This window comes from Streptomyces sp. R33 (genome assembly GCF_041200175.1).
Lineage (GTDB): Bacteria > Actinomycetota > Actinomycetes > Streptomycetales > Streptomycetaceae > Streptomyces > Streptomyces katrae_B.
The window spans coordinates 5,518,448-5,531,020 of the sequence record NZ_CP165727.1 but is presented as its reverse complement, the minus strand read 5'-3'; the positions used below and the strand labels follow the sequence as shown (position 1 = coordinate 5,531,020).

Below are 12,573 nucleotides of genomic sequence, written 5' to 3'. Positions count from 1 at the left end.
GGGTGCCCTTCTGGAGGTCCTACGGTGCGGTCCTTCGAGCGTAAGCGGATGCGTCCGGGCCGCGAAGTGTACGTTTTATCCACCACTCGCCCGCACTGTGTACGGAGTATCCATGGAGGCCTCGCCCCCGACCCCGCCGGTTTTGCTGGACCGGCTGCTGGCCGACGCCGAACTGGGACTGCGGCTGCTGGCCGGACCCGCAGAGGCCGAGGTGCACGGGGTGCACGCCTCCGAGATGGCGGATCCGTCGCCGTACCTGCTCGGCGGCGAGTTGCTGCTGACGGCGGGGGCGGAGCCGGGTGCGGGCGGGGGCGCGGACGCCGGGGAGTACGTGGCCCGGCTCGTACGGGCCGGGGCGGCCGGGGTCGGCTTCGGGGTGACCCCGGTGCACGCGTCGGTGCCGCGGGCCCTGGCCGACGCCTGCGAGCGGCAGGGGCTGCCGCTGGTCGAGGTACCGCCGGGGACCCCTTTCACGGCGGTGGCCCGGGCGGTCTGGCGCCTGATGGCCGAGGCGCGGACCCGCGAGCTGCGCCGGGTCGCCGCAGCGCAGCAGGCCCTCGCCGCAGCGGCCGCCCGCCCCGACCCGGTGCCTGCGGTGCTGTCCCGCCTGGCGGCGAGCCTGGGCGGCTGGGCCGCCCTCCTGGCCCCGGCCGGTGCCGCAGCGGCGGGGTCGGGCCTGGCTGACGGCCCGGCCCCGGCGGAATCCGCAACCGCCGGGATCCCGACGGGCGGGCCGCCCGGGGCCGGCGCCGCGGACGCCCCTGCCGCAACCGCCGGCGCCGGATCCGCTCCCGTCGGGGTCGTGCGGGCCGCGGGGGCCGGGGTCGGGGAGGAGGTGCTCGGGGCTCTCGGAGTGCTCGCCCGGCGGGTGGGCGGCGGGACGGCGGCCACCGCCACCGATGCCGTCGGCGCAATCCACCTCGCCGTCTACGCCGTCGGCGGCGGCCGGGTGCTGGCACTCGCCACCCCGGCCCGGGCCGCGGGCGACCACACCATCGCCTCCATCGCCGCCGTCCTGCTGACCCTGCTCACCGCCGAACGGCCCGCCGGGACCGAGGCCGCCGCGCTCACCCGCCTGCTGTTCGGCGGTTCTCCCGCCGAGGCCCTCGGGCCCGGACCCTGGTACGCCGTCCAGGCCGCCGGCGGCGGGGATCCGCAGGCCCTCGCCGCCGCGCTGGGCACCGTACTGCTCGAGCCGCACGAGGGCGGCGTACGCCTGCTCACCGACCGGGAGCCCGCCGCGCAGCCCGGATGGCGCCTCGGGGTGAGCGCCCCCTCCGGACCCGAAGCCCTGGCCAGGGCCGACGCGCAGGCCCGCCGGGCGCTGGAGCGTGCCGAGGCGGCCCGCACCTCGCTGGTCCGGCACACCGGCGCGGGGCTCGGCGCCCTGGTGGACCCCGCCGAGGCCCGCGCCCACGCCGAGGCCCTGCTCGCCCCGCTGTCCCCGGCCCACCGGGAGACCCTGCGCACCTGGCTGGCGCACCACGGCAGCTGGGACCGGACGGCCGCGGCCCTCGGCGTCCACCGCAACACCGTCCGCCAGCGCATCGCCCGTGTCGCGGCCCTGCTGCGCAGCGACCTCGACGACCCGGACACCCGGATGGAGCTGTGGTTCGCGCTGACCCGGGACACCGGGGTCTGAGGGCGAACCCCGGGGCGGCTGCGCCGTACGGATGGACTCGGGGCGTACGGCGGCGGGCGCAGTGCCTCCCGGTGCGCGGCCGCCTACGTTCGCACTGTTCCCCCCACCCACTCGTCGAAAGGCACTATTCGTGCGATCGATCCGCCTCGCCCTGACCGCTCTCGCCGCCGGCGGCATCATCCTGGCCGGTGCGTCCGCCGCCTCCGCCGACGACAACTTCGTCGTGTACGCGCCGATCGACAACACGTACTCGATCGTCTTCGGCGACGTGTCGCAGGTGGCCGGCGACGACGTGTTCAACGCCGGGCGCGACAACACGGTCGGCTCCCACAACAGCGCGGCACCGACCGGCGACATCGGCATGGCCTCCCTGCCCGGGACCCAGGTCCTGAGCAACGAGTCCCTGATGCAGGGTGCCGCCGGCCAGTGGACCGGCAGCATCCTGGGCAAGTAGGCCGACGCCGGGTGTCCGGCGGCCCGTGCCACAAGGCCGCCGGACATCACACCCGGTACCCCTCCCCGACTCTGGACAGCCCGCCCAACCCACGGGTAACTTAATAGTCTGAGCAAGCGCTTAGACACGGCGCGACAGCGCGACGGGCGACAGGATCGAGGAGGCGGCTGTGCGCCGTACCGTTTTCAACGAGGACCACGAGGCGTTCCGCGAGACCATCCGCGCCTTCATAGAGGCCGAGGTCGTCCCCGTCTACGACGAGTGGTTCGCGGCCGGTCAGGCCCCGCGCGACTTCTACTACAAGCTCGGCGAGCTGGGCGTCTTCGGCATCAACGTCCCCGAGGAGTTCGGCGGCGCGGGCCTGGACACCCACAAGTTCGAGGCCGTCCTCTACGAAGAGACCTCCCGCGCGGGCGTGAACTTCGGCGGCTCCGGCGTCCACGTGCTGCTCGCCCTCCCCTACATCAAGATGCTGGCCGACGACGAGCAGAAGAAGCGCTACCTGCCGAAGTTCGTCTCCGGCGAGGAGATGTGGGCGCTCGCCATGACCGAGCCGGGCACCGGCTCCGACGTCGCGGGCATGAAGACCACCGCCAAGCTCTCCGAGGACGGCACGCACTACGTCCTCAACGGCTCCAAGACCTTCATCACCGGCGGCGTGCACGCCGACCGTGTGATCGTCTGCGCCCGCACCGCCGCCCCGCGCGAGGACGACCGCCGCTTCGGCATCTCCCTGTTCGCCGTGGACACCAAGTCCGAGGGCTACTCGATCGGCCGCAAGCTCGACAAGCTGGGCCTGCGCACCTCCGACACCGCCGAGCTGGCGTTCGTCGACGTCAAGGTCCCGGTCGAGGACCTGCTCGGCGAGGAGGGCAAGGGCTTCTACTACCTCGGCCACAACCTGGCCTCCGAGCGCTGGGGCATCGCGTTCGGCGCGTACGCCCAGGCCGCCGCGGCCGTCCGGTTCGCCCAGCAGTACGTCACCGACCGCACCGTCTTCGGCAAGCCGGTCGCGCACTTCCAGAACACCAAGTTCGAACTGGCCGCCTGCCAGGCCGAGGTGGACGCCGCCCAGGCCGTCGCGGACCGCGCCCTGGAGGCCCTGGACGCCGGCGAGCTGACCCCCGCCGAGGCCGCTTCCGCGAAGCTGTTCTGCACCGAGGTCGCGCACCGCGTGATCGACCGCTGCCTCCAGCTGCACGGCGGCTACGGCTACATGAACGAGTACCCGATCGCCCGCCTGTACGCCGACAACCGCGTCAACCGCATCTACGGCGGCACCAGCGAGATCATGAAGTCCATCATCGCGAAGTCGATGGGCCTGTAAGGGCCCTTCGGGACAAGGGACTTACCCTTCCCCTCATGAACGAGGCACTGGCGACGCTCCTCGATCTGCTCGACCTGGAGCAGATCGAGGAGAACATCTTCCGCGGTACCAGCCGTTCGGCGCTGGTACCGCGCGTCTTCGGCGGCCAGGTCGCGGCCCAGGCCCTGGTCGCGGCCGGCCGGACCGTGCCCGAGGACCGCACCGCGCACTCGCTGCACTCGTACTTCCTGCGCGCGGGGGACCCGGGCGCGCCGATCGTGTACGCGGTCGACCGGATCCGCGACGGGCGTTCCTTCACCACCCGCCGGGTCGTCGCCGTCCAGCACGGCCAGCCGATCTTCCACCTCTCCGCGTCCTTCCAGACGTACGAGGAGGGCCTCGACCACCAGGTCGCGATGCCGGACGCGCCCGATCCGGAGACCCTGCCGACGGCCGCCGAGTCCCTGCCCGCGTACCGGGAGATCTTCCGCGACCCGGGCACGGTGGAGCGGCTGATCGAGGCGCGCGGCGCGGTGGACCTGCGGTACGCGACGATCCCGCCCTGGGGCAGCGTCGGCGTGCCGGTCGAACCGCGCTCGCAGGTGTGGTTCCGTACGGCCGGCAAGCTGGAGAGCGACGACGCGCTCCTGCACACGTGCCTGGCCACGTACGTCTCGGACATGACCCTGCTCGACTCGGTGCTGCTCGCGCACGGCCGGGGCGGCTGGGCGGTCGGCGACGTGGTGGGCGCCTCGCTGGACCACGCGATGTGGTTCCACCGGCCGTTCCGCGCCGATGAGTGGCTGCTGTACGACCAGGAGTCCCCGTCGGCGGCCGCCGGGCGCGGCCTCGGTCAGGCCCGGATCTGGACGCAGGACGGGCGGCTCGCCGTGACCGTCATCCAGGAGGGCGTGGTGCGCGTCCCGCGCGCCTGACCCCGGAGCTCCGCGGGCCGGGCACCGCGTGGGCTCGGCCACAGTGCGGAACTGACCGGACGGGCAGGGCGTCGACTGCAAACATGATCGTTCTCCTGTTCGCCCTCACCCTGATCTCCCCGTTCGCGGGTGTCCTGGTCCTCGGCCGGCTCGCCGTCCACGTGGTGGTCACGGTCCGGCGGCGCTCCGCCCCGGAGCTGCTCGGGGCGGGCACCCTCCTGCTGGCCGCCCTCCTCGCGCTGTGCGCCGCGGGTTCGGTCTACATCTGGGGCGTGTCGTACGGCGTCTACGTCCTCGACCCCGACGAGGTGTGCGGGTACGCCCAGTGGGGCGAGCACGAGAAGACGGTCGTCTGGGAATCCTCGTTCCCGCTCTCCGTCCACTGCGCCGACCACCCCGGGGATCCGGGTGGTCGGCAGCTGATCCCGGACTGGGTGAACCCGGCCTTCGTGGCCGCCGCCGTAACCGCCGTGGCCTGCGCGCTCACGGCGCCGTTCGCGGCCCTGCTGCGGCGCAGGGTGCGCGGGGGCCGGACGGCGGTCCCGCCGGGTGTCGCCTAGGGGGTGTCGGCCGGCTGTTCGTTCTCCGGGCGGGCCTTGAGCTTGGCCCAGATCGCCTCCAGTGCGGCTATGTCCGCATCGTCGAGGCGGTCGTCGAAGACCTCGGCGAGGGCCTCGCGGCGGGTGGCGTCGGCCTCCGCGAAGGCGCGGCGGCCCGCCTCGGTCAGGGCGATCCCCACGGACCGCGCGTCCGTCGGGGACGGGACCCGTTCGACCAGGCCGCGCGCCCGGAGGGAATCGGCGACGCGGGAGACCTGGCTGCGGCTGAGCAGGGTCCTGGCGCCCAGCTCGGAGGGCGCGACCGGCTCCTGCTGGACGCTCAGCCAGAGCATGACCTCGAACCACGACAACGGCAGGTCGTGGCGGCGCGTGAGCACCTGGTCGACCCGGGCGGTGAGGGTGGTTCCGGCCCAGACCAGCCCGTAGAAGGCGTGGTCGCGGGGGGTGAGGCCGTCCAAGTTGAGATGCGTGTGCGCCATGGGGAAAGGATACGGGTTGCGTGCACACGCACACAAAGTTTAATGTGTGTGTGCACGCACAAATCTAAGGAGCCTCCCGTGAGCACCCAGACCACCGCCAAGACCGTCCTCATCACCGGCACCTCCTCCGGCATCGGCCTGGCCGCCGCGGTCGCCGCCGCCCGGGCGGGCTGGCACGCCGTCGCCACCATGCGGGACACCACCCGCGCCGACGCCCTGCAGAAGGCCGCCGCCGAAGCCGGCGTCTCGGACCTGGTCCAGGTCAAGCGGCTCGACGTGACCGACGCGGACTCCGTGGCGGCGTGCGTGGCCGAGGTCGTCGCCGAGCACGGCCACCTCGACGCGGTCGTGAACAACGCGGGCGCCGGCTTCGTCGGCACCATCGAGCAGCACGGCATGGAGCAGCTGCGCTCCGTCATGGAGGTCAACTTCTTCGGCGTCGCCGAGCTCACCCGCACCGCGCTGCCCCACCTGCGCGCCTCGGGGGGCCGGGTCATCACCGTGACGAGCGTCGGCGGCGTCGTCGGCCAGCCGTTCAACGAGTCCTACTGCGCGGCCAAGTTCGCGGTCGAGGGCTTCATGGAGTCCCTGGCCCCGGTCGCCGCGTCCGCGGGCGTCCAGGTGGCCGTCGTCGAACCGGGCGCCGTCGCCAGCGAGTTCGTGAACAACGTCGGGCTCGACATCCCGGCGCTGCTCGCGCAGGCGGGTCCGTACGCCCCGGCGCTCGAGGGCTACATCAACCACGCCCTGCAGTCCTTCGGCAGCGACACCGCGCAGACCTCCGAGCAGGCGGCGGCGCCGGTCATCGAGGCGCTGACCGCCGAGAAGATGCCGTTCCGGATCCAGACCTCCGACTGGGCCCGCGACTTCGTGGGCATGAAGCTCGCCGACCTCGACGGCTCGGCCGTCCAGTCCGAGATGACCGACTGGCTCGGCTAGTCCGTCCCTTCCGGGCCGCAAACTCCGGCGGGGCCGGCACGAGGCCCCGCCGGGCCGCGGCTAGAGCAGGCCGGCCGCCGACAGCAGGTACGCCACCATCGGGTCGTAGAAGCGCGGGTCGCGCACGTGGTCGTCGAGCGGCACCGCCACCTGGAGGGTGCCCTCCGCCTCACCGATGAACAGCGCGGGGTCGTTGCAGTCCGCGTAGCCCACCGCGTCCAGCCCGCGCTGCGCCGCGCACCCGGCCCAGCCGTGGTCGGCGACGACCAGGTCCGGCTGGGGGCGGCCCGCCGCCGTCAGGCCGTCCAGGATCGCGGCCATCGGCTCCGGGGAGTGGGTGTGCCACAGCGTGGCGCCCCGCTCCAGCACGGCGACGTCCGCGAACTGCCACACCGAGCCCTCGTCCGCGACCAGGCCGGGCGGGATCACCACGATCTCGCAGCCCGCGGCGCGCAGCGCGGCCGCCGTCGCCCGGTGGACGTCCAGCAGGCCGCCCGGGTGCCCCGTGGCCAGCAGTACGCCCTGCCGGTCCAGCGCCGCCTTCCGCAGCCGCGCCGCCATCCGGTCCAGGCCGGACACCGTCAGCTCCGGGTCGATCGTGTCCTGGCCGTAGCGGTACGCGGCGTCGTCGACGACCCCGACCCGCTCCGCCATCACGGCGAGCACGTCCTGCTCGTCCGCCCAGCGGTCGCCCAGCTCCAGGCCCAGCCAGTAGTGCCGGTCGCCGTTGGCGAGCTTGCGGTAGTGCGACAGGTTGTTCTCGCGGGGCGTGGCGACCTGGCCCGCGATCCGGGTGCGGACCAGGTGGTCGACGAGTTCGGCGCGGCTCGGCGGTTCAACTGACAGGGCGGGCGTCTCTATCGGCTTCGGCATGCGGCCCATTCTGCCGCCGCCGGGCCCGAGTCGCCGGTGCCATTCCGACCAGCGGGCGCGTCGCTTCACCCCGACAGCGCCCCGAACGCCCCGTGCGCCAGGCGCCGCAGCAGCGATTCCGTCGCCTCCCGGCCGAGCGCGGCCAGGTGCGGGGTGGAGTTGAGCAGGCCGAAGACGGCGTGGACGGACACCCGGACCTCCGCCTCGCCGACCTCCGGGTGCAGCTCCCGTACGACCTCCACCCACAGCTCGACGTACTTGCGCTGCAGCTGCCGTACGAGCTTGCGGTCGGTCTCCCGCAGCCGGTCCAGCTCCCGGTCGTGCAGGGTGATCAGCGCCCGGTCGTCGAGTGCGAAGTCGATGTGGCCGTCGATGAGGGAGGCCAGCACGCCGTCCGGGTCGCCCGCGGCCTCGGCCACGCGGTGGCGTCCGCCGGTCAGCAGCCGCTCGCTGATCCCGACGAGCAGCTCGGCGAGCATGGCGTCCTTGCCCGCGAAATGGCGGTACAGGCCGGGGCCGCTGATACCGACCGCGGCCCCTATCTCGTCCACGCCGACGCCGTGGAACCCGCGCTCGGCGAAGAGGCGGGCGGCCTCACTGAGGATCTGCTCGCGACGGGTCGGGGCGGCCGCTCTGGTGCTCATGGGAGTCCATTCTAGACAGGGCCGTTAGCGCTCGTTAACCTAGGCGCTACATGCGTTAACGCTCATTAACAGCGTGCACCGAGCAAGGGAGCTCGACCGATGCAGCAGGCACCAGTGCTGACGAGCGCCGCGGACCCGGCGTCCGAGGCCTGGCGGACCAACGAGGCCGCCCACCGCGAGCTCGCCGAGGGATTGCGGGCCCGGCTCGACGCGGCCCGGCTCGGCGGCGGTGAGAAGGCCCGCGCCCGCCACACCGCCCGCGGGAAACTGCTCCCCCGCGACCGCGTGGACACCCTCCTGGACCCCGGATCCCCCTTCCTGGAGCTGGCCCCGCTGGCCGCCGAGGGTATGTACGGGGGCGCCGCCCCGGCCGCCGGGGTCATCGCGGGCATCGGCCGGGTCAGCGGCCGCGAGTGCGTGATCGTCGCGAACGACGCCACCGTCAAGGGCGGCACGTACTACCCCATGACCGTGAAGAAGCACCTCCGCGCCCAGGAGGTGGCCCTGGAGAATCGTCTCCCCTGCCTCTACCTGGTCGACTCGGGCGGCGCCTTCCTCCCCATGCAGGACGAGGTCTTCCCCGACCGGGAGCACTTCGGCCGCATCTTCTACAACCAGGCGCGCATGTCCGGCGCCGGCATCCCGCAGATCGCCGCCGTCCTCGGCTCCTGCACGGCGGGCGGCGCGTACGTCCCGGCGATGAGCGACGAGGCCGTCATCGTCCGCGGCCAGGGCACGATCTTCCTCGGCGGCCCGCCGCTGGTGAAGGCCGCCACCGGCGAGGTCGTCACGGCCGAGGAGCTCGGCGGCGGCGAGGTCCACTCCCGGATCTCGGGCGTCACCGACCACCTCGCGGAGGACGACGCGCACGCGCTGCGGATCGTACGGAACATCGTGGCGACCCTGCCCGAGCGCGGCGCCCTGCCCTGGTCGGTCGAGGCCCCGGAAGAGCCGAAGGTGGACCCGTACGGGCTGTACGGCGCGGTCCCGGTCGACTCGCGCACCCCGTACGACGCCCGCGAGATCATCGCCCGGATCGTGGACGGCTCCCGCTTCCAGGAGTTCAAGTCCGAGTTCGGGCAGACGCTGGTCACCGGCTTCGCCCGGATCCACGGCCACCCGGTCGGGATCGTCGCCAACAACGGCATCCTCTTCTCCGAGTCGGCCCAGAAGGGCGCGCACTTCATCGAGCTGTGCGACCAGCGCGGGATCCCGCTCCTCTTCCTCCAGAACATCTCGGGCTTCATGGTCGGCCGCGACTACGAGGCCGGCGGCATCGCCAAGCACGGCGCCAAGATGGTCACGGCCGTGGCCTGCACGCGGGTCCCGAAGCTGACCGTGGTCGTCGGCGGCTCGTACGGCGCGGGCAACTACTCGATGTGCGGGCGGGCGTACTCGCCGCGGTTCCTGTGGATGTGGCCCAACGCCAAGATCTCCGTGATGGGCGGCGAACAGGCCGCGTCCGTGCTCGCCACGGTCAAGCGGGACCAGATCGAGGGCGCCGGCCAGGAATGGCCGCTCGAGGACGAGGAGGCCTTCAAGGCCCCGGTCCGCGCGCAGTACGAGGAACAGGGCAACGCCTACTACGCCACCGCGCGGCTGTGGGACGACGGGGTCATCGACCCGATGGAGACCCGGCAGGTGCTGGGACTGGCCCTGACCGCGTGCGCGAACGCCCCCCTGGGCGACTCGGGCTTCGGCATCTTCCGTATGTGACGTGAGGACCTCACTGATGTTCAGCACTGTTCTGGTCGCGAACCGGGGCGAGATCGCCGTACGGGTCATCCGCACGCTGCGGGAGCTCGGCGTGCGGTCCGTGGCCGTCTTCAGCGACGCGGACGCGGACGCCCGGCACGTACGGGAGGCCGACACGGCCGTCCGGATCGGCCCGGCGGCGGCCGCCGAGAGCTACCTGTCGGTGGAGCGGCTGCTCGACGCGGCGCGCCGCACGGGAGCCGAGGCCGTCCACCCGGGCTACGGCTTCCTCGCCGAGAACGCGGCCTTCGCGGCCGCCTGCGCGGAGGCGGGCCTGGCCTTCATCGGGCCGCCGGCCTCGGCGATCTCCCTGATGGGCGACAAGATCCGCGCCAAGGAGACCGTGAAGGCGGCCGGGGTCCCGGTCGTGCCCGGCTCCTCGGGGAGCGGCCTGTCGGACGCCGAACTGGTGGCGGCCGCCGAGGAGATCGGCATGCCGGTGCTGCTGAAGCCCTCGGCGGGCGGCGGCGGCAAGGGCATGCGGCTGGTTCGCGACGCGAGCGCGCTGGCCGAGGAGATCGCGGCGGCCCGCCGCGAGGCGCGGTCGTCCTTCGGCGACGACACGCTGCTCGTGGAGCGGTGGGTGGACCGGCCGCGGCACATCGAGATCCAGGTGCTGGCGGACGCGCACGGGAACGTGGTGCACCTGGGCGAGCGCGAGTGCTCGCTGCAGCGGCGCCACCAGAAGGTGATCGAGGAGGCCCCGTCGGTCCTGCTCACGCCGGAGCTCCGGGCCTCGATGGGCGCGGCGGCGGTGGAGGCGGCGCGCTCGTGCGGGTACGTCGGCGCGGGCACGGTGGAGTTCATCGTCCCGGGCGGGGACCCGTCCTCGTACTACTTCATGGAGATGAACACCCGGCTGCAGGTCGAGCACCCGGTGACGGAGCTGATCACCGGGCTGGACCTGGTGGAACAGCAGCTGAGGGTTGCGGCGGGCGCTTCGCTGGCCTTCTCGCAGTCCGATGTCACCCTGACCGGGCACGCGATCGAGGCGCGCGTCTGCGCGGAGGATCCGGCGCGGGGGTTCCTGCCGTCGGGTGGGATGGTGCTGGCCCTGTCGGAGCCGTCGGGCGGTTCCGTACGGACGGACTCCGGCCTGGTGGCGGGGGTCGACACGGGGTCGACGTACGACCCGATGCTGTCGAAGGTGATCGCGTACGGTCCCGACCGGGCCGCTGCCCTCCGGGTGCTGCGCGGCGCCCTGGCGGACACGGTGATCCTGGGTGTCCAGACCAACGCAGGGTTCCTGCGGAGGCTGTTGGCGCATCCGGATGTCGTCTCCGGCGACCTGGACACCGGGCTGGTGGAGCGCGACCTGGGCTCGTTGCTCCCTGAGGGCGTCCCGCCGGAGGTGTTCGTGGCTGCGGCGCTGTTGGCTCTCCCCCACCCCGCGCCTCGAACGCAGGCGGGGCCGGACGGGTGGGTCGACCCCTTCGGGGCCGCCGACGGCTGGCGCCTCGGCGGCACCCCCGCCTGGACGGTCCACCACTTCCGCCTCCCCGGCCAGGACCCGATCACGGTCCGCACCCGCCCGTCGGGCACGGAGACGGAACTGCTGCTCACCGACACCGGGGACGACTCAGCCCTGCCGGTGATCGAGGCACGGGGCCTGGGGCAGAGCCCCGGCACACCGGCCCGGGGCCGGATCGTCAGCCGGAGCGGCGACCGCGTCACCGTCGAGCTGGACGGGGTCACCCACACCTTCAGCCATGCCCGCTCCCCCGAAGGGACCTGGCTCGGGCGCGACGGCGACTCCTGGCACGTCCAGACCCACGACCCCGTCACCGCGAAGGGCACGGCCGGCGCAGGCGCCGATACGCTCGCCGCCCCCATGCCCGGCACCGTCACGGTCGTCAAGGTCGCCGTCGGCGACCACGTCGCCGCCGGGCAGAGCCTGCTCGTCGTCGAGGCGATGAAGATGGAGCACGTCATCTCCGCCCCCCACTCCGGCACGGTCACCGAGCTGGACGTCTCCCCCGGCACGACCGTGGCCATGGACCAGGTCCTGGCCGTCGTCACCCCGGACGACGAAGAGAAGGAGGAGGCGTCGTGAACGGGCTGCCCATGACCGTCCCGGCCCCCGAGCTGCCGGCCCGCGTCCGCATCCACGAGGTCGGCGCCCGCGACGGGCTGCAGAACGAGAAGTCGGCCGTAGCCACCGGCGTCAAGGCCGAGTTCATCCACCGGCTGGCCGCGGCCGGGCTGACCACCGTCGAGGCGACCAGCTTCGTGCACCCCAAGTGGGTGCCCCAACTGGCGGACGCCGAGGAGCTGTTCCCGCAGCTCCAGGACCTGGCCGGGGTCCACCTCCCCGTCCTCGTCCCCAACGAGCGCGGGCTCGACCGTGCCCTGGCCCTCGGCGCCACCCGCATCGCGGTCTTCGGCTCGGCCACCGAGACCTTCGCCTCCCGCAACCTCAACCGGACCGTCGCCGAGTCCCTCGCCATGTTCGAGCCCGTCGTGGCCCGCGCCAAGGAGGGCGGGGCGCACGTCCGCGGCTATCTCTCCATGTGCTTCGGCGACCCCTGGGAGGGCCCCGTCCCGGTCCACCAGGTGGTGAGCGTGGCCAAGGCCCTGCTCGACCTCGGCTGCGACGAGCTCAGCCTCGGCGACACCATCGGCGTCGCCACCCCGGGCCATGTCCGGACCCTCCTCGGCGAGCTGGGCGAGGAGGGCGTCACGACCGACCGGATCGGCGTGCACTTCCACGACACCTACGGCCAGGCCCTGTCCAACACCCTGGCCGCGCTCCAGCACGGGGTGACCACCGTCGACGCCTCCGCGGGCGGCCTCGGCGGGTGCCCGTACGCGAAGAGCGCCACCGGCAACCTCGCCACCGAGGACCTCGTGTGGATGCTCGACGGCCTCGGCATCGAGACCGGCGTCGACCTGGCCGCCCTCACCGCCACGAGCGTGTGGATGGCCGAACAGCTGGGACGCCCCAGCCCCTCCCGTACCGTCCGCGCCCTCTCCCACAAGGAGTAAC

At 73.2% G+C, this 12,573-nt stretch carries 12 protein-coding genes; 9 read left to right on the top strand and 3 right to left on the bottom strand.

Translation table 11 applies throughout. From position 1 onward, the window contains the following. The first annotated feature begins 112 nt into the window (after nucleotides 1–112). The 5 genes from AB5J51_RS25380 (at nucleotide 113) to AB5J51_RS25360 (ending at nucleotide 4,897) form a co-directional block, all read left to right on the top strand. Complete coding sequence (locus AB5J51_RS25380; protein WP_369778717.1) at nucleotides 113–1,642, top strand: PucR family transcriptional regulator; 1,530 nt, start codon at nucleotides 113–115, stop codon at nucleotides 1,640–1,642. Nucleotides 1,643–1,772: 130 nt separating this feature from the next. Next, nucleotides 1,773–2,096 (top strand): hypothetical protein, encoded by a 324-nt coding sequence (locus AB5J51_RS25375; protein ID WP_369778716.1) that lies wholly within the window; start codon nucleotides 1,773–1,775, stop codon nucleotides 2,094–2,096. A 169-nt stretch (nucleotides 2,097–2,265) separates the two neighbouring features. Continuing rightward, the gene (locus tag AB5J51_RS25370; protein WP_030297823.1) at nucleotides 2,266–3,423 is read left to right on the top strand and encodes an acyl-CoA dehydrogenase family protein; all 1,158 of its coding nucleotides are present in this window, start codon (nucleotides 2,266–2,268) and stop codon (nucleotides 3,421–3,423) included. Between the two features lie 35 nt (nucleotides 3,424–3,458). Further along, nucleotides 3,459–4,337 carry an acyl-CoA thioesterase II gene (locus AB5J51_RS25365; RefSeq protein ID WP_053785561.1) on the top strand — a complete coding sequence of 293 codons (879 nt, stop codon included), beginning with the start codon at nucleotides 3,459–3,461 and terminating at the stop codon, nucleotides 4,335–4,337. Nucleotides 4,338–4,420: 83 nt separating this feature from the next. Beyond that, nucleotides 4,421–4,897 (top strand): hypothetical protein, encoded by a 477-nt coding sequence (locus AB5J51_RS25360; RefSeq protein WP_053785560.1) that lies wholly within the window; start codon nucleotides 4,421–4,423, stop codon nucleotides 4,895–4,897. Here AB5J51_RS25360 and AB5J51_RS25355 read toward each other — a convergent pair. Beyond that, nucleotides 4,894–5,376: a MarR family winged helix-turn-helix transcriptional regulator gene (locus tag AB5J51_RS25355; RefSeq protein ID WP_136227233.1), complete on the bottom strand. Its 483-nt coding sequence runs from the start codon at nucleotides 5,374–5,376 to the stop codon at nucleotides 4,894–4,896. The two genes, AB5J51_RS25360 and AB5J51_RS25355, sit on opposite strands and share 4 nt — an antisense overlap. A gap of 78 nt (nucleotides 5,377–5,454) precedes the next feature. Between AB5J51_RS25355 and AB5J51_RS25350 the strand changes: the two genes are divergently transcribed. Continuing rightward, entirely contained in the window at nucleotides 5,455–6,315 is an 861-nt protein-coding gene (locus tag AB5J51_RS25350) for an SDR family NAD(P)-dependent oxidoreductase (protein ID WP_369778715.1), read from the top strand. A gap of 60 nt (nucleotides 6,316–6,375) precedes the next feature. Here AB5J51_RS25350 and AB5J51_RS25345 read toward each other — a convergent pair whose 3' ends face one another. Both AB5J51_RS25345 and AB5J51_RS25340 read right to left on the bottom strand, forming a co-directional pair. Continuing rightward, nucleotides 6,376–7,197: a phosphatase gene (locus AB5J51_RS25345; protein ID WP_369778714.1), complete on the bottom strand. Its 822-nt coding sequence runs from the start codon at nucleotides 7,195–7,197 to the stop codon at nucleotides 6,376–6,378. A gap of 56 nt (nucleotides 7,198–7,253) precedes the next feature. Next, complete coding sequence (locus AB5J51_RS25340) at nucleotides 7,254–7,832, bottom strand: TetR/AcrR family transcriptional regulator (RefSeq protein ID WP_030297834.1); 579 nt, start codon at nucleotides 7,830–7,832, stop codon at nucleotides 7,254–7,256. A gap of 99 nt (nucleotides 7,833–7,931) precedes the next feature. Between AB5J51_RS25340 and AB5J51_RS25335 the strand changes: the two genes are divergently transcribed. Genes AB5J51_RS25335 through AB5J51_RS25325 form a run of 3 tightly spaced genes read left to right on the top strand, consistent with a single transcriptional unit; the run spans nucleotide 7,932 to nucleotide 12,572 of the window. Further along, on the top strand, nucleotides 7,932–9,548 hold the full coding sequence (locus AB5J51_RS25335) for a carboxyl transferase domain-containing protein (RefSeq protein ID WP_053785554.1): 1,617 nt from the start codon (nucleotides 7,932–7,934) through the stop codon (nucleotides 9,546–9,548). Between the two features lie 16 nt (nucleotides 9,549–9,564). Next, nucleotides 9,565–11,640: a biotin carboxylase N-terminal domain-containing protein gene (locus AB5J51_RS25330; RefSeq protein ID WP_369778713.1), complete on the top strand. Its 2,076-nt coding sequence runs from the start codon at nucleotides 9,565–9,567 to the stop codon at nucleotides 11,638–11,640. A gap of 11 nt (nucleotides 11,641–11,651) precedes the next feature. Further along, on the top strand, nucleotides 11,652–12,572 hold the full coding sequence (locus AB5J51_RS25325; protein ID WP_369780311.1) for a hydroxymethylglutaryl-CoA lyase: 921 nt from the start codon (nucleotides 11,652–11,654) through the stop codon (nucleotides 12,570–12,572). Nucleotide 12,573 lies beyond the last annotated feature (1 nt).